Origin of the sequence: Novosphingobium sp. (genome assembly GCF_037133355.1) — a bacterium.
Taxonomy (GTDB): Bacteria; Pseudomonadota; Alphaproteobacteria; order Sphingomonadales; family Sphingomonadaceae; genus Novosphingobium.
The window spans coordinates 351,914-366,909 of record NZ_JBAXOI010000002.1; the positions used below are offsets into that span (position 1 = coordinate 351,914).

The window sequence follows — 14,996 nt, forward strand, 5'->3', positions numbered from 1 at the left end:
TTCTCTATCGCATCAGGCCTTGCGCGTCTCTTGCCATTGCGCCCCGTAACGCTGCTTCAGCGTGCGCTTGTCCACCTTTTCGGTGCCGAGACGCGGCAGGGCCTCGTGCTCCTCCCAGAAGTGGACGGGAATCTTGAAGGCGGCGATGTGCGCGGCGAGGAAGGCACGCAGGTCCTCACCGGTCACGGTGCAGCCTTCCTTGGCGAGATAGACCGCCACCGGCACTTCACCATAGAGCTCGTCGGGCAGGCCGAAGACGCTGGCCTCGGCAACACCGGGGTGCGCGTAGATCGCGTTCTCGACCTCGATGCAGGCGATGTTCTCGCCGCCGCGAATGATGATGTCCTTCTTGCGGTCGACGATGAACAGGTAGCCCTCCGCGTCGAGGTAGCCGAGATCGCCGGTGCGAAAGTAGCCGTCCGGCATGATCGCTGCCGCCGTCGCCTCGGGATTGTCCCAATACCCGAGAAAGTTGGCGACGGTGCGGATCGAGACTTCGCCGAGCTCGCCCTGCGGCACCGGCTGGCCGGCATCATCGAGGATCGCGAGATCGACCAGCGGGCGCGAGGGCGTGCCGGTGCTGCCGGGCTTGGCGAGATAGTTCTCGTTGAAGTTGCCGCAGCCCACGCCGTTGGTTTCGGTGAGGCCGTAGCCCAGGATCGGGAAGGCGTGGGGCAGCGCCTTGCGGATGCGGTCGACATGCTCGACCGGGCGAGGCGCGCCGCCGGCTGCGAAGGTGACACAGCTCGAAAGATCGTACTTGTCGTGATCGGGATGAGTGGCGATCTCGTAGCTCATCAGCGGGACGCCAACGAAGTAGGTGACCTTCTCGCGTTCGATCAGCTGCATCGCGGTGACCACATCCCACTTGGGCATGAGCACCAGCTTGCGGCCGAGCGCATAGGACTGGAGGAGCAGCGGCACTTCGCCAGTGACGTGGAAGAGCGGCACGTTGACCAGCGCGATCGGCTGTGAACCGGCCGGCGGCGCATCGCCACGCTCGGTCATCAGGCCAAGGACGAGCAGGCTTTGCGCCAGATAGCTGTAAGTGCCCTGGACCACGCCGCGGTGATCGGAATAGGCGCCCTTGGAAACACCGGTCGAGCCCGAGGTGAAAAGCACGGTGGCAAGGTCGTCCGGCCCGACATCGGGCAGCGGCGTAGCGCCGTCGCCGCCCTTGGCGGTGAGCGCGGCAAGGCCCTCGGCCGGATGGCAATCGTGCAGCAGCGGAACGATCTCGGCGCCGTGGCCGATGCCCGCGAGGCGCTCGGCGCGCTGCCGATCGGCGATGATCATGCGGCAGCCGACGAGGTCGATGCCGTGGGCCATCTCCTCGCCCTGCCACCAGCCGTTGATCAGCACGGCGCAGCCACCGGCCATGAGCACGGCCATGTAGGCGACGATCCAGTTGGCCGAATTGCGCGCGGCAATGCCGATGCGCTCGCCCTTCTGCAGGCCGTGGCCGGCAACCAGGCCGCCGGCGGCGATCCGCGCTGCCTCTAGCGTCTGGGCGAAGGTGAGGCGCACATCGCCGTCGACGATGAATTCCTTGGTCCCATGGAAGGTGCAGAACTGGGTGAAATAGGTGCCCAACGTCGGGGGTGCCGCAGCGATCATCGGCAGTTCGCGGCCAAAGGCCTGGAAAGGCGTGGTCGCGAGCATGCCGCCCGGGGCGGTCAGCCCGTCCATTACGCGCGCAAGGTCCCGGTCAAGCTGGGTCAACATGGTGTGGTAATCGCTCCTCTCCGCCCGGATCCGGTCGCTTTGCGCCTTGATCCGACCTGTGCCGTTATTCGGTTTGCCTCATGGCTTTGCCCTGTGCCAGAAGGCCGCGCAAGGCCGCGTCGTCGGCGTTACAAAACAAAACAGTCCCGTTGCAAAATTTCCAGGGAGCTTGACCCTTGCTGTCATTATCGGCCGCCGCCGCAGCCGTCGCGGCTCGCCAACCGCTGCATTGGGAGAGCCTCGGGCTCTCGCCGATCGCGATCGACCTCGGGTTCTTCGCGATCAAGTGGTACAGCCTCGCCTACCTGGCGGGGATCATGCTGGCCTACTTCCAGCTGGGCAAAATGATTCGCCAGCCCGGCGCCCCGATGGCGCAGCGTCATGCCGACGACCTGTTCTTCTATGCGACGCTGGGCATCATCCTGGGCGGCCGGCTGGGCTACGCGATTTTCTACGCGCCCGAACTGCTGACCGATCCGGCGCGGCTGGTGCGGCTGTGGGAAGGCGGCATGAGTTTCCACGGCGGCCTGATCGGCACGGTTCTGGCGATCGCCTGGGTTTCCTGGCGGGGCGGGCTGAACTTCGTGCGGGCCTGCGACTACATCGCGGTTTGCGTACCGCCGGGGCTGTTCTTCGGGCGCTGCGCCAATTTCGTGAACGGCGAACTGTGGGGCCGGGTGACTGATTCGACCGCGCCCTGGGTCATGGTGTTCCCCGGCGCGGGATCGCTGCCGCGGCATCCGAGCCAGCTTTACGAAGCGCTGCTCGAGGGGCTCGTGCTCGCCCTTGTCATGCTGGTGCTGTTCTGGCGGACCCGCGCGCGGTGGCGGCCGGGCCTGCTCGTGGGCCTGTTCACGCTCGGCTATGCAACGGCGCGCTTTACCGTAGAATATTACCGCGAGCCCGATGCGCAGTTGCACGACTTCACGATGCGCACCGGGCTTTCCATGGGCCAGTGGTTGACCCTGCCGATGATGGCAGTGGGGCTCATCTTCGCGCTGCGTGCGCTGATGCGTCCGCCGCTGGCGGTGACAATCCAGCCGGCCGGCCAGCCTGCCACATCCTGACGGGCCGGAGCCTGTGTCCGGTGACGCCCCGACCCCGGGCGCGAGCCTCGCGGCCGTATTCGCGCGGCTGATCGCGGCCATGGGGCCGATCCCGATCGCGCACTACATGGCCGAGGCCAATGCGCGCTACTATGCATCGCGCGATCCGCTGGGGGCGGCGGGCGATTTCGTGACCGCGCCCGAGATCAGCCAGATGTTCGGCGAACTCATCGGCCTTTGGCTCGCCGATATCTGGCAGCGCGCACGACAGCCGGAGAACGTCTGCTATGTCGAGCTCGGGCCCGGGCGGGGGACGCTGGCACGCGATGCACTGCGTGCGGCGCGGCGCGGCGGCCTTGTGCCCGAAGTCCATTTTGTCGAGACCAGCCCGGCTCTGACGGCGCTGCAGCGCGCCGCGCATCCCGGGGCGCAGTGGCATCACGACCTTTCCGATTTGCCCGCTGACCGGCCGCTGCTTGTCGTGGCCAACGAGTTTCTCGACGCGCTGCCGGTGCGCCAGCTGGTGCGGACCGCAGCAGGGTGGCGCGAACGGATGGTCGGGCTCGATGGCAGCGGGGCGTTTGTGCCGGTGGTGGGCACAAGGCCGATGGATGCAGCCGTGCCAGCAGGGTTTGCCGATGCGGCAGAGGGGTCCATTCTGGAGACCTCTCCGGCGGCCGCGACTGTGGTGCAAGACGTGGCGGGACGCCTCGCCGCGCAAGGCGGGGCGGCGCTGTTCATCGACTACGGCTACAGTCAGCCGCAGCTGGGTAGCACGCTGCAGGCGGTGCGCGCGCATCGCAAGGTCGATCCATTCGCCGGGCCAGGCGAGGCGGATCTGACCGCCCTTGTCGATTTTGCCACGCTCGCCGGGATCGCCGAGGCGGCCGGTGGGCGCTGGCTCGGCACGCGCGAGCAGGGCGCATGGCTGAAAGCGCTCGGAATCGACGCGCGGGCGGAGGCCCTGACGCGCGGCGCACCGCACGCTGAGGAGGCGATCCGTGCCGAGGCCTTGCGACTGACCGCACCGCAAGAGATGGGCAGCCTGTTCAAAGTGATGGGCCTTGCCGCGCCGGGTTGGCCCGATGGGGCGGGCTTTGTCCGAGTCAGCAGCGACGGGCCAGCCGCGGGCACTGTCACACCGCAGCCAGACTAGTCTTGCGAAGCGCTCGCAATAAACGATCAAGATCATGAAAATACTAGCCTTTGCAGGCTTAACGTCATGGCAAAATGCTTGTTGGCAAACCTGCGGCTTTGCGTCTATCAGGCGCGGCCAAGGGGGCCGGACTCTCGCACTGCAGCGAGGCCGGACTGACACGTGCGGATGGCGTCCCTTTGGGCACTTCCCCGCCGGGTCGGTGTGGGACATTTTAGGACACGCTATCCGCGCCCGATCCGTGGCGGCGGCGGCGGCAGGCAGGGAATGGCAATGGCTGAACAAGCAAGCATCGCTGAGGCAACCATGACTGGCGAAGGCGTACGGCGGCGCGATTTCATCAATATCGCCGCAGTGAGCTTCGCAGGCGTGGGTGGTCTCGCAGCACTCTATCCGCTGATCGCGCAGATGGCGCCTTCGGCCGACGTTCTGGCGGAAAGCTCGACCGAGATCGACATCTCGGCGATCGCTCCGGGCCAGGCAATCAAGGCCGTGTGGCGCAAGCAGCCGGTCTTCATCCGCAACCTGACGCCCGACGAGATCAAGGCGGCCGAGAAGGTCGACGTGGCGACCCTGCGCGATCCGCAGTCGCTGGAGCAGCGCACCACCGCCGGCAAGACCAACTGGCTTATCACGATGGGCGTCTGCACCCACCTCGGCTGCGTGCCGCTGGGCGCGGGCGAAGGCGAGGTCAAGGGTGAGTTCGGCGGCTATTTCTGCCCCTGCCACGGCTCGGTCTACGACACCGCGGCGCGCATCCGCAAAGGCCCGGCACCGAAGAACCTCGAGGTGCCTCCCCATGAATTTGCTTCCGACACTGTCGTGAAGATCGGCTGAGGACTGACACGATGAGCTTTCCCTGGGCGAACGAATACAAGCCGAGCCACCCGCTGATGCAGTGGCTTGATGATCGGCTTCCCCTCCCCCGCTTTGTCTACAACGCGGTGGGCGCCGGCTATCCGGTGCCGCGCAACCTCAACTATATGTGGAACTTCGGCGTGCTCGCGGGCTTCGCCCTCGTGCTGCAGATCGTGACCGGCGTCGTTCTGGCAATGCATTATGCTGCCAACGACAAGGTCGCATTCGACAGCGTCGAGCACATCATGCGCGACGTGAACTGGGGCTGGATGCTCCGCTACGCGCACGCCAACGGCGCGAGCATGTTCTTCATCGTGGTCTACACCCACATCTTCCGCGGCTTCTTCTACTCGTCGTACAAGGCGCCGCGCGAGATGATCTGGCTCTTGGGCGTGGTGATCTTCCTGCTGATGATGGCGACCGCCTTCATGGGCTACGTGCTTCCCTGGGGCCAGATGAGCTTCTGGGGCGCCAAGGTCATCACCGGCCTGTTCTCGGCGATCCCGCTGGTCGGCCCGCCGCTGCAGGAGTGGCTGCTGGGCGGCTTCGCGCCTGACAATGCCGCGCTCAACCGCTTCTTCTCGCTGCACTTCCTGCTGCCGTTCGTGATCCTGGGTGTGATCATCCTGCACGTCTGGGCGCTGCACATCCCGGGTTCGTCGAACCCCACGGGCGTGGAAGTGAAGCAGGAATCGGACACCGTGCCGTTCCACCCCTACTACACCGCCAAGGACGGCTTCGGCCTCGGCGTGTTCCTCATGCTCTATTGCGCGCTGGTGTTCTTCGCGCCGAACCTGCTGGGCCACCCGGACAACTACATCCCGGCCAACCCGCTCTCGACGCCGGCCCACATCGTGCCCGAATGGTATTTCTGGCCGTTCTACGCGATCCTGCGCGCCTTCACCTCGGACTTCATGTTCATCCCGGCCAAGCTGATGGGCGTGCTCGCCATGTTCAGCGCGATCCTGGTGTGGTTCTTCCTCCCTTGGCTCGACACGAGCCCGGTGCGTTCGGGCCACTACCGGCCGCTCTTCCGCAAGTTCTTCTACCTGCTCGTCGTCGACGTGCTGGTGCTGGGCTACTGCGGCGGCGCTCCGGCAGCCGAGCCTTACGTGATGATCTCGCAGATCGCGTCGATGTACTACTTCCTGCACTTCCTCGTGATCCTGCCGGTTGTCTCGTCGATCGAAACGCCGCAGCCGCTGCCGTTCTCGATCACCGAGGCCGTGCTGGGCAAGGACGAGCACGCCGCCCTCGCTCCCGCAACCCCGGCTGTCGCCTGAGCCTGCCAACCCGGCACATCCAAAGGGAAACCTCATGGTCCGTCTATTTGGCCCGCTCGTTGGCCTCTTCTTCGCAGTCGCACTGCTCTGGTCGTTCGGAAACGGCGCCTACAATGCGGCGACCCAGCCTACCCCGCCGACCGCGGAAGCGCTGTTTCACATGCACCCGAAGGAAGTCGCGTTCTCGTTCGACGGCGCCTTCGGCACGTTCGACAAGCAGCAGCTTCAGCGCGGCTTCAAGGTCTATCAGGAAGTCTGCTCGAACTGCCACAGCCTGAAGCAGGTGGCGTTCCGCGACCTGACCGCGCTTGGCTACAAGGAGGCAGAGGTCAAGGCGATCGCCAAGAACTGGGGCAACAAGGCACAGACCTTCGATCCCAAGACCGGTGACCGCGGCGAGCGTCCCAACCTGCCTTCGGACCACTTCCCGCCGGTCTACTACGCCGGTCAGGGCGCGCCGCCGGATCTTTCGCTGATTGCCAAGTCGCGTCACGGCGGGGCGCAGTACATCCACGCGCTGCTGACGGGCTATGTCGATCAGGCCGGTTACAAGAACGAGGCGGGCGAGGAACTGCTCAAGAAGTTCCCCGATGCGAAGACGCCCGACGGGCTGTACTTCAACCCCTACTTCGCCAACCTCAACCTGGCGATGCCGGCCCCGCTGGTAAGCGATGGTCAGGTGACCTACAGCGATGGCACCCCGGCGACGGTCGACCAGATGGCCAAGGACGTTGCGGCGTTCCTGACTTGGACGGCCGAGCCCAAGCTCGACAAGCGCAAGCAGACCGGCTGGCCCGTGCTCCTGTTCCTGCTTGCGGCGACGGCTCTTGCCTACCTTGCCAAGCGCAACGTCTGGGCTGACAAGCACTGACAGGTACGCATTGATCCTGCGGCAAACGCCGACGAACGAAGGCCACCGGCAACGGTGGCCTTTTTCGTTGGCGGCGGTATGAGGGGCGCGCCATGACCAAGGACGAGATCAAGGCGCTGGTGCGCACGGTGCCCGACTTTCCCGCCAAGGGAATCCTGTTTCGCGACATCACCACGCTGATCGGGCACGGTGAGGGCTTTGCCGCCTGCATCGCCCACCTGGCTCGCATGGCCGAAGCGGCCGGCGCCGAGGCGGTTGCGGGCATGGAAGCGCGCGGGTTCATCTTCGGGGCGGCGGTGGCCGCGCACATGAAGCTGGGCTTCGTTCCGGTGCGCAAGCCGGGCAAGCTGCCGGTGCGCACCGTGGGCATCGACTATGCGCTGGAATATGGACGCGACCGGCTGGAGATCGACCCCGGCGCGATTACCAAAGGCGCGCGGGTGGTGATCATCGACGACCTTATCGCCACCGGGGGAACGGCGCTGGCCGCAACCGAACTGCTGCGCGGCGCGGGCGCGCGGATCGACCATGCGCTGTTCGTGATCGACCTGCCCGACCTGCACGGAGCCGAGCGCCTCCGCGGTGGGGGCGTGAAGGTGGAAGCGCTGATGGACTTCCCGGGGCACTGAGAGCGCCGAGCTTTGCGCATGCGCCCCTCTCGGGGGGGCTCTCCCCTGTCCTAAGGCAAGCTCGGGATGATCGGGGAAGAGGGCTTTGGCGGCTCAGAGACTGGCGATAGTGGCCTTGGCGCAGCGGGCCGAAACCTCTGCGCTGCCGCCGCTTGCGCCGCTGGCCAGGCTGGCAAGATAGAACCCGCCGATGATGAACACGACGAAGCCGATGGTCACAAGGCCGAGGTACTTGTCGATCATGCGCTTGATCGGCGCGCCGAACAGGCGGAACAGTCCGCCGACGATCATGAAGCTGATCGAGCGGCTGACGATGCTGGCAAGCAGGAACGGGATGATCGGCATGGCGATGAAGCCGGCGGTGATCGTGAGGAGCTTGAACGGGATCGGCGTCGCGCCCTTGATGACGATGATCTCCACCCCGTATTCGCGCAGATAGCAGGCAGCCTTGGGGAAGCTTTCGGAGAGGTGGAGCAGCGCGAGCAGCTCCTTGCCGACGCTGGCGAAGAGGAAGTAGCCAATCGCGTAGCCGAGCAGGCCACCAGCCACCGAAGCGGCGGTGGCGATTGCGGAATAGCGCACGGCCTTCTTCGGTTCGGCAAGGCACATCAGCCCCAGCAGCGGATGCGGCGGGACCGGGAAGAAGCTGGCCTCCATGGCCGAGAACAGCGCCAGCCATACCTCGGCGAGCGGGTGCGTGGCCTTGGCCATGGTCCAGTTGTAAAGGCTGCGAAGCATCGGGCTGGGTACTCGTTTGGGCGATCGTGGGCCAGGGCGGGAGCGAGACAGCGTCCCGCAGCTGCTTCCTGACAGCGCAAAGCAAATATTCCCTAAGCGAGCGGGACCCAAAGCGCTAGGGGGGCACTGCCTATAACCATATAGGTACATTTTTCTTGACAGCGTGACGCTGTTTGAGTACATAACGGGAACATCGCGATAGACCGAGTCGCCGCCGAGGCGGCTCCGCCCTCGTCCTCCCCTACCCCCAGCAACGGAGAGCCCATGGCCGAGCGACCCTCTGCGCCGCAGCCGCCTCATGCCGAACCGGATGCCCGGCAAGGCCCGGCGGCCGCACCGCACTGGAGCACGAAGTTCCTTGCTGCCCTTGCCGACACATCGAATGTGGCCGCTGCCGCCCGCACCGCCGGTATCGATGCCTCCACCGCCTATAACCGACGGCGGCAGGACCACGCGTTCAACCGCGAATGGCAGGTGGCGCTGTGCGAGGGCTATGACAACCTCGAGATGGAGCTGCTTTATCGGCTTCGGACCGGCGAACTGAAATCCGCGGCGGGAGCCCGGCGCGGGAACCGCAGCTTCGACAACGGCACCGCGTTTCGTCTGCTGGCGGCGCACCGCGAATCAGCGGCACGCGAGCGGGCACGGCGCGACCATGTCAGCGCGGAGGAAATCCGCGCTTCGATTGATCGCAAGGTCGAGGAACTGAAGCGCCGGGTGATGGACGCAAAAGCGCAGCGGGACACGGCTGCAGAAGCGATGGCGATCCTGCCCAAGCCGCAGGATCCGGCATGAGCGTCGACCGGCTCGACTTTCTGCGCCACGACGAGAGCGGCTTGGCCCACGCACTGCCGGACTTGCTCGATGAGAGCGAGCGCGACGCGGTGCCGTGGAACTGGCCGATGTGGGCGCGCGCGGCGCAGTTGCCGCCAACCGGCGATTGGCGGGTGTGGCTGATCATGGCCGGGCGCGGTTTCGGCAAGACGCGCGCCGGTGCGGAATGGGTGCGCATGGTGGCCGAACGCGACCCCGAGGCGCGCATCGCGCTGGTGGGGGCCTCGCTGCACGAGGCGCGCAGCGTGATGGTGGAAGGCGAGAGCGGGCTTATGGCGGTAAGCCCACCGCACCTGCGCCCGCGCTTTGAGCCTTCGCTGCGCCGGATCATGTGGCCCGGCGGGGCGCAGGCGCAGCTTTTCTCGGCAGCAGAAGCCGAGGCGCTGCGCGGGCCGCAGCACAGCCATGCGTGGTGCGACGAGATTGCCAAGTGGGACGACAACCAGGGGCAAGCGCGGCGCAGCTGGGACAACCTCATGCTGGGCCTTCGGCTGGGCAAAGCTCCGCAGATCGTGGCGACGACGACACCAAGGGCCGTCCCGCTGGTGCGGCGGCTGATCGCGCAACTCGGCAGCGAGAGCGATGTGGTGCTGACGCGCGGCTCTACGCTGGAGAACATAGCCAACCTGCCGGGCCGGTTCATCGCCGACGTGACACGCGAGTTCGGCGGAACGCTGCTCGGGCGGCAGGAGCTGGACGGCGAGCTGATCGACGACCTGCCCGGAGCGTTGTGGACGCGGGGCCTGATCGAGCAGTGCCGCGAAGCCGGTGCGGACACCGCGATGACGCGGGTGGTCGTGGGTGTGGACCCGCCGGCGAGCGCCGAGGGCGATGCCTGCGGGATCGTGGTCTGCGGTCTTGGCAGTGACGGCGTAGCGCGGGTGCTGGCCGATGCCTCGGTCGAGAAGGCGAGCCCGGAGCGTTGGGCCCGGGCAGTGGCCGAGGCGGCACGGGCCTGGTCAGCGGACCGGGTCGTGGCCGAGGCCAATCAGGGCGGCGCGATGGTGGAAGCGGTGCTGCGCGCCGCGAACGCCGCGCTGCCGCTGCGGCTGGTGCATGCGCGGCGCGGCAAGGCAGCGCGGGCCGAGCCGATCGCCGCGCTCTACGAGGCCGGGCGAGTGCGCCATGCGGGGCTGTTCGCACGGCTGGAGGACGAGCTGTGCGGGCTGCTGCCGGGCGGAACCTATCAAGGGCCGGGCCGATCACCGGACCGGGCCGATGCCTGTGTCTGGGCGCTGACCGAGCTGATGCTGGGCCGAGCTGGAGAGCCGCGCATCTGGATTGATTGAAGGGGGCACGGAGCCCCGGGCGAGCAGCAGTGTGTGCTGCGGCCCATCCCCGCCCCCTCCCGCAAGCGGGAGGGGAGACGACGGCGCTGAGTGGCATCACGCGTTTTGAAAGGCTGGATATGTCGATTTTGCAAAGTCTGGCCGCGGCCTTCAAGGGCGCGGCGGTATCCGAGCGTGCGCCGCTGGCGCGCGGGTTTGTTTCGCCCTGGGCCGAAGCCTTCAACTGGCGCGGAGGAGAAGCGCGTGGGCCGCTCAACTATCCGGCGGCGATACGCGAGGCTTACCTCAAGAACCCGGTGGCGCAGCGCGCGGTGCGGCTGGTGGCGGAAGGGGTAGGCGGCGCGCCGGTTGGCGCTTCGGACCCGGAACTCATGCGGCTGGTGAGCGCGACGAGCGCGGGACAGGCGCTGCTGGAGACGCTGGCGAGCCAGCTGGTGTTGCATGGCAACGGCTATGTGCAGGTGCTGCGTGATGCGGAGGGCCAGCCGGCAGAGCTTTTTGCACTGCGGCCGGAGCGGGTGCGGATCCTGCCCGATGCCAAGGGCTGGCCGGCGGCCTTTACCTATACCCTGGGCGATACGACGCTGCAGATCGATGCGCTGGATGAGTTCGGGCTGCCCAATCTCATCCACATCCGCGCGTTTCACCCCTCCGACGATCACTATGGGGCAGGCTGCCTCGAGGCGGCGGACGAGGCGGTAGCCATCCACAATGCCGCGGCGCGGTGGAACAGAGCACTGCTGGAGAACGCAGCGCGGCCATCGGGCGCGCTGGTCTATGATCCGGGTGAGCCGGGTGCGGCGCTGAGCGCGGACCAGTTCGAGCGGATCAAGGCCGAGCTTGCCGCTGCCTTTTCCGGCGAAACCAATGCCGGGCGGCCGATGCTGCTCGAGGGCGGGCTCAAGTGGCAGGCGCTGGCGCTGAGCCCGGCGGACATGGACTTCGCGACGCTGAAGGCGGCGGCGGCGCGTGACATCGCGCTCGCTTTCGGGGTGCCACCGATGCTGCTCGGGCTGCCGGGGGACAATACGTATGCCAACTACCGCGAGGCCAATCGGGCGCTGTGGCGGCTCACGCTGTTGCCGCTGGCGGGCAAGATCCTGGATGCGCTGGCCGAGGGGCTGAGCCCCTGGTTTCCCGAGGCGCGGCTTGTGGTCGAGCTCGACCGGGTGCCGGCGCTCTCGGAGGACCGGCAAATGCTGTGGAACCAGGTTTCGGCAGCCGATTTCCTGACGCCTGCCGAGAAGCGGCAGATGCTGGGCCTTGCGGAGAAAGCGGCATGAGGCGCGAGGACATGCTGGCCGGTCTGCTGGCGCAGGCGGGAAGCGAGGGCTCTGAACTGATCACGCTGCGCGCGGTCGTCGAGGAGGCGAGCGAGCTGGGCGCGGCGCGGGCGCTGGAGCGGATGGGCCTTGCCGACGATACGGCGCACAAGGACCTAGCCGAGCTGCGCGAACTGCTGCGCGCATGGCGCGATGCCAAGGCGAGCGCGTGGAAAGCGGTGGTCGCCTGGGCGATGCGCGGGGTGCTGGCGCTGCTTCTGCTGGGCCTTGCGGTCCGCTTCGGATCGCAGGACGGCGCACGATGAGCGCGCAGCAGCCAGACCCTGCGCCGCAGGCGGTGCGCTTTGCCGGCTATGCAGCGGTGTTCGGCAAGCGCGATACCGGCGGCGATGTGATCGTGCCTGGCGCCTTTGCCGCGACGCTGGCGGCGCGTGCGGCGGCGGGTTTGCGCCTTCCGCTCTTGTGGCAGCACCGCACGGGCCAGCGCATCGGCTGGGTCGATGTGGCAGAAGAGGACCGCCACGGCCTGCGCGTGATCGCCTCGCTGTCGCCCGGCGCCGGGCCAGCAGCCAAGGCCCTGGCCGAGGGCGCGGTGAACGGCCTCTCGTTTGGATACCGGGTGCGCGACGCCGCACCGCAGGGCGGGGGCCGCCAGCTGCGCGCGCTCGACCTGATCGAGGTCAGCCTGGTTACCCGCCCCATGCAGCAGCTGGCGCGGGTTCACTACGTCGACAGCAAAGGCGGCCGTCTGGCGCCGGCGTGAGCCCACACACTTTCCCGACCACCACCCCGAAATTGGCCGCCCGGGCGGGCGACCCTCACCCAGAAAGGACGTTCGGTTCCATGGAAATCAACACCACCGAAGGCGCCACCAGCGGCGCGATCGAGACCAAGGCCGACGCATTCGAAGCGTCGTTCGACATCGTGACGCGGCAGGAAGAAACCGCCGCAGCCATTGCCGCGCTGCGCGGCGATCTGACCGAAGTGAAAGGCCGGCTCGACAAGGTGAATCGCGCCGCGGTGCGCCCGGTGATCGGCAGCGGCGACACTGGCGAGGCTTCGCCCGAGCTCAAGGGCTTTGTTGACGGCTATCTGCGCTTGGGCCGCGAGACCGAGCTCAAGAGCCTTTCGATCGGCTCCCCGGCCGATGGCGGTTTTGCCTTGCCGCGCCCGATCGACACGGAAATCGCGCGCCGCCTCGTGAAGTTCAGCCCGGTGCGCAGCGTGGCCAACGTGGTGCAGACCAGCAGCAGCGGATTCCGCCGCCTGATCTCGATCGGCGGCACGGCTTCGGGCTGGGCCAGCGAGACCGGCGCGCGGACCGAGACGGCGAGCCCGAAGCTGGCCGAGATCGTGCCGCCGCAGGGCGAGCTCTATGCCAATCCCTCGGCAACGCAGCAGATGCTCGACGATGGGGCGTTTGACGTCGGCAACTGGCTGGCGTCCGAGATCGCCACCGAATTCGCCCGCGCGGAAGGAGCAGCCTTCATCAACGGTACCGGCACCAACCAGCCGCGGGGCTTCCTCACCGGTCCGACCGCAGCGCAGAACGATAGCACGCGTCCGTTCGGCACCCTGCAGTTCATCACTTCGGGCAATTCCACTGCGTTTGACGCGGCGCCCGAGGCCAAACTGATCGATCTGGTGTTCTCGCTGCGAGCGGGGCTGCGCCAAGGTGCGGTGTGGATGATGAACTCGGCAACGCTGGCGGCGGTGCGCAAGTTCAAGGCGGCCGATGGTTCGTTCCTGTGGCAGGCCGGCATCGTCGATGGCCAGCCGAGCCGCCTGCTTGGCTATCCGGTGATCGAGGCCGAGGACATGCCGGATATCGGCGCGGGCGCCTTCCCGATCGCGTTCGGCAACTTCAAGGCCGGCTACCTGATCGCCGAGCGCACCGCGACGACGATCCTGCGCGATCCCTACACCAACAAGCCATACGTGCAGTTCTACGCTACGCGCCGGGTGGGCGGGCAGGTGCTCGACAGCGACGCGATCAAGCTGATGAAAATCTCGACCTGACCGGAACAAGGCGGGCGCGTGCCCCCCTGACGCGCCTGCCCCGCGCGCCCGCGGCGGCTCCCCTCACGCCGCGGGCGCGCCCTTTTCCCCTCCCCAGAACACCGGAGATTGCCATGAAGCGGGCAATAATCGCGCCGCCGACGCTGGCACCAACGGCGCTGGCCGAACTCAAGGCCTGGCTCGGCATCAGCACATCGCGCGACGACGCTGAGCTGACGGGCCTGATCAGGACCGCGCTCGAATTGTGCGAAGGTTTTATCGGCACGCTGCCGCTGGTATCGCCCTGCGAGGAAGTGCTGCCAGCGATCGGCGACTGGCAGGCGCTGGCGACATGGCCGGTCAAGGCGATCACCGGCGTTTCGGCGGTCGCTCTCGACGGCACGCGCACTGCGCTGGCGGCAAGCGACTACGAGATCGATATCGACGCCGAGGGCGGCGGGCGGCTGCGCCTGACGAGACCGCTCGACCAGACCCGCGTGGCAGTGCGGTTTACCGCAGGCCTCGCCGAGGGCTGGGACACGCTGCCCGATGCGATCCAGCAGGGCCTGGTGCGCTGGGCCGCGCACCAGCACCGGACCCGCGACAGCGACAAGGCCATGGCCGGACCGCCGGCTTCGGTGGCGGCGCTGTGGCGGCCGTGGCGGCGGATGCGCCTCGCATGATCGGCGCGGGCAGCAACTTCGCGCAAGTGCAGCAGCAGTTGATCGCGGCTGCACGCCGTCTGGCCGAGGCGCGCGCGGCGCGGCGCGGCGCAAGCGACAACACCGCCAACTGGCGTTCGGCGCGGTGGCTGTGGCCCCTGCCGGGACAGGAGTAAGCGATGGAACTGGCTTTTCGCAGCGTGCTGGTGGCCTGGCTGTCTGCCGACAGCACACTGTCTGCCACGCTCAACGCGATTGTCGAGGAAGCGCCCTTGCGCACGGCGCTGCCGTGGCTGGCGCTGACCGCGAGCGCGAGCACCGACTGGAGCACCAAGAGCGGACGCGGGCGCGAGATCCGCGTGGCGCTGGAACTCAATTACCGCGGCTATGAGCAACTGGCCGAAGCGGACCTCATCGGCGCGATCGAAGCGCGGATGGAGAGCCTGCCCGCCGATCAGAGCGAGGCCGGTTTCCAGATCGCCAGCCTGACCTTCCTCAGGGCCCGGGCCGAACAACGCGGCGAGGCCCTGCGCGCTCTCGTGCTCGAGTACCGGGCGCGGGTGCTGGCAGTCTGACCGCGCGGCGCGAGGGCGCCTTTTTCACGACCCTGTATCCTTCCAACCA

At 67.4% G+C, this 14,996-nt stretch carries 17 protein-coding genes; 15 read left to right on the plus strand and 2 right to left on the minus strand.

All coding sequences use genetic code 11. The annotated features are described in order from the left end of the window. Positions 1 to 12 precede the first annotated feature (12 nt). Positions 13 to 1,725, minus strand: coding sequence for a class I adenylate-forming enzyme family protein (locus tag WCL10_RS03895; protein ID WP_336894308.1), 1,713 nt, complete (start codon positions 1,723 to 1,725; stop codon positions 13 to 15). Positions 1,726 to 1,901: 176 nt separating this feature from the next. On the opposite strand from WCL10_RS03895, the gene lgt reads away from it, so the two are divergent. The 6 genes from lgt (at position 1,902) to WCL10_RS03925 (ending at position 7,568) form a co-directional block, all read left to right on the plus strand. Further along, entirely contained in the window at positions 1,902 to 2,792 is an 891-nt protein-coding gene (gene lgt, locus WCL10_RS03900; RefSeq protein ID WP_336894309.1) for a prolipoprotein diacylglyceryl transferase, read from the plus strand. A 79-nt stretch (positions 2,793 to 2,871) separates the two neighbouring features. After that, complete coding sequence (locus tag WCL10_RS03905; protein WP_336894374.1) at positions 2,872 to 3,927, plus strand: SAM-dependent methyltransferase; 1,056 nt, start codon at positions 2,872 to 2,874, stop codon at positions 3,925 to 3,927. A 273-nt stretch (positions 3,928 to 4,200) separates the two neighbouring features. Further along, positions 4,201 to 4,764: a ubiquinol-cytochrome c reductase iron-sulfur subunit gene (gene petA / locus WCL10_RS03910; protein WP_336894310.1), complete on the plus strand. Its 564-nt coding sequence runs from the start codon at positions 4,201 to 4,203 to the stop codon at positions 4,762 to 4,764. An 11-nt stretch (positions 4,765 to 4,775) separates the two neighbouring features. Next, positions 4,776 to 6,068 carry a cytochrome b/b6 gene (locus WCL10_RS03915; protein ID WP_336894311.1) on the plus strand — a complete coding sequence of 431 codons (1,293 nt, stop codon included), beginning with the start codon at positions 4,776 to 4,778 and terminating at the stop codon, positions 6,066 to 6,068. A gap of 34 nt (positions 6,069 to 6,102) precedes the next feature. Further along, positions 6,103 to 6,939 (plus strand): cytochrome c1, encoded by an 837-nt coding sequence (locus WCL10_RS03920; RefSeq protein ID WP_336894312.1) that lies wholly within the window; start codon positions 6,103 to 6,105, stop codon positions 6,937 to 6,939. Between the two features lie 92 nt (positions 6,940 to 7,031). Continuing rightward, the gene (locus WCL10_RS03925) at positions 7,032 to 7,568 is read left to right on the plus strand and encodes an adenine phosphoribosyltransferase (RefSeq protein WP_336894313.1); all 537 of its coding nucleotides are present in this window, start codon (positions 7,032 to 7,034) and stop codon (positions 7,566 to 7,568) included. Positions 7,569 to 7,661: 93 nt separating this feature from the next. On the opposite strand, the gene WCL10_RS03930 is transcribed toward WCL10_RS03925, so the two are convergent. Further along, complete coding sequence (locus tag WCL10_RS03930) at positions 7,662 to 8,306, minus strand: YqaA family protein (RefSeq protein ID WP_336894314.1); 645 nt, start codon at positions 8,304 to 8,306, stop codon at positions 7,662 to 7,664. A 264-nt stretch (positions 8,307 to 8,570) separates the two neighbouring features. Here WCL10_RS03930 and WCL10_RS03935 point away from each other — a divergent pair, with 264 nt between their 5' ends. The 9 genes from WCL10_RS03935 to WCL10_RS03975 all read left to right on the plus strand — a co-directional run bounded on the left by WCL10_RS03935 (position 8,571) and on the right by WCL10_RS03975 (position 14,947). Beyond that, positions 8,571 to 9,101, plus strand: coding sequence for a hypothetical protein (locus tag WCL10_RS03935; protein WP_336894315.1), 531 nt, complete (start codon positions 8,571 to 8,573; stop codon positions 9,099 to 9,101). Then, positions 9,098 to 10,429 carry a terminase family protein gene (locus WCL10_RS03940; RefSeq protein ID WP_336894316.1) on the plus strand — a complete coding sequence of 444 codons (1,332 nt, stop codon included), beginning with the start codon at positions 9,098 to 9,100 and terminating at the stop codon, positions 10,427 to 10,429. Before WCL10_RS03935 ends, WCL10_RS03940 begins: the two co-directional genes overlap by 4 nt. Positions 10,430 to 10,548: 119 nt before the next feature. Continuing rightward, the gene (locus WCL10_RS03945) at positions 10,549 to 11,712 is read left to right on the plus strand and encodes a phage portal protein (RefSeq protein ID WP_336894317.1); all 1,164 of its coding nucleotides are present in this window, start codon (positions 10,549 to 10,551) and stop codon (positions 11,710 to 11,712) included. Then, positions 11,709 to 12,017 (plus strand): DUF6127 family protein, encoded by a 309-nt coding sequence (locus WCL10_RS03950; protein ID WP_336894318.1) that lies wholly within the window; start codon positions 11,709 to 11,711, stop codon positions 12,015 to 12,017. The genes WCL10_RS03945 and WCL10_RS03950 overlap by 4 nt, the downstream gene beginning before the upstream one ends. After that, positions 12,014 to 12,475: an HK97 family phage prohead protease gene (locus WCL10_RS03955; RefSeq protein ID WP_336894319.1), complete on the plus strand. Its 462-nt coding sequence runs from the start codon at positions 12,014 to 12,016 to the stop codon at positions 12,473 to 12,475. The genes WCL10_RS03950 and WCL10_RS03955 overlap by 4 nt, the downstream gene beginning before the upstream one ends. A gap of 80 nt (positions 12,476 to 12,555) precedes the next feature. Next, a complete protein-coding gene (locus WCL10_RS03960) occupies positions 12,556 to 13,731 on the plus strand; it encodes a phage major capsid protein (RefSeq protein ID WP_336894320.1) in 1,176 nt (391 codons plus the stop codon). Between the two features lie 113 nt (positions 13,732 to 13,844). Beyond that, the gene (locus tag WCL10_RS03965) at positions 13,845 to 14,393 is read left to right on the plus strand and encodes a hypothetical protein (RefSeq protein WP_336894321.1); all 549 of its coding nucleotides are present in this window, start codon (positions 13,845 to 13,847) and stop codon (positions 14,391 to 14,393) included. Next, positions 14,390 to 14,548 carry a hypothetical protein gene (locus WCL10_RS03970; RefSeq protein ID WP_336894322.1) on the plus strand — a complete coding sequence of 53 codons (159 nt, stop codon included), beginning with the start codon at positions 14,390 to 14,392 and terminating at the stop codon, positions 14,546 to 14,548. Before WCL10_RS03965 ends, WCL10_RS03970 begins: the two co-directional genes overlap by 4 nt. Before the next feature lie 3 nt (positions 14,549 to 14,551). Beyond that, complete coding sequence (locus WCL10_RS03975) at positions 14,552 to 14,947, plus strand: DUF3168 domain-containing protein (RefSeq protein WP_336894323.1); 396 nt, start codon at positions 14,552 to 14,554, stop codon at positions 14,945 to 14,947. Positions 14,948 to 14,996 lie beyond the last annotated feature (49 nt).

Coding starts and splice junctions, on each gene's coding strand:
- WCL10_RS03895 (WP_336894308.1), bottom strand. CDS start 1,725: ATGTTGACCCAGCTTGACCGGGACCTTGCGCGCGTAATGGACGGGCTG.
- WCL10_RS03905 (WP_336894374.1), top strand. CDS start 2,872: ATGGGGCCGATCCCGATCGCGCACTACATGGCCGAGGCCAATGCGCGC.
- petA (WP_336894310.1), top strand. CDS start 4,201: ATGGCTGAACAAGCAAGCATCGCTGAGGCAACCATGACTGGCGAAGGC.
- WCL10_RS03915 (WP_336894311.1), top strand. CDS start 4,776: ATGAGCTTTCCCTGGGCGAACGAATACAAGCCGAGCCACCCGCTGATG.
- WCL10_RS03920 (WP_336894312.1), top strand. CDS start 6,103: ATGGTCCGTCTATTTGGCCCGCTCGTTGGCCTCTTCTTCGCAGTCGCA.
- WCL10_RS03925 (WP_336894313.1), top strand. CDS start 7,032: ATGACCAAGGACGAGATCAAGGCGCTGGTGCGCACGGTGCCCGACTTT.
- WCL10_RS03930 (WP_336894314.1), bottom strand. CDS start 8,306: ATGCTTCGCAGCCTTTACAACTGGACCATGGCCAAGGCCACGCACCCG.
- WCL10_RS03935 (WP_336894315.1), top strand. CDS start 8,571: ATGGCCGAGCGACCCTCTGCGCCGCAGCCGCCTCATGCCGAACCGGAT.
- WCL10_RS03940 (WP_336894316.1), top strand. CDS start 9,098: ATGAGCGTCGACCGGCTCGACTTTCTGCGCCACGACGAGAGCGGCTTG.
- WCL10_RS03945 (WP_336894317.1), top strand. CDS start 10,549: ATGTCGATTTTGCAAAGTCTGGCCGCGGCCTTCAAGGGCGCGGCGGTA.
- WCL10_RS03950 (WP_336894318.1), top strand. CDS start 11,709: ATGAGGCGCGAGGACATGCTGGCCGGTCTGCTGGCGCAGGCGGGAAGC.
- WCL10_RS03955 (WP_336894319.1), top strand. CDS start 12,014: ATGAGCGCGCAGCAGCCAGACCCTGCGCCGCAGGCGGTGCGCTTTGCC.
- WCL10_RS03960 (WP_336894320.1), top strand. CDS start 12,556: ATGGAAATCAACACCACCGAAGGCGCCACCAGCGGCGCGATCGAGACC.
- WCL10_RS03965 (WP_336894321.1), top strand. CDS start 13,845: ATGAAGCGGGCAATAATCGCGCCGCCGACGCTGGCACCAACGGCGCTG.
- WCL10_RS03970 (WP_336894322.1), top strand. CDS start 14,390: ATGATCGGCGCGGGCAGCAACTTCGCGCAAGTGCAGCAGCAGTTGATC.
- WCL10_RS03975 (WP_336894323.1), top strand. CDS start 14,552: ATGGAACTGGCTTTTCGCAGCGTGCTGGTGGCCTGGCTGTCTGCCGAC.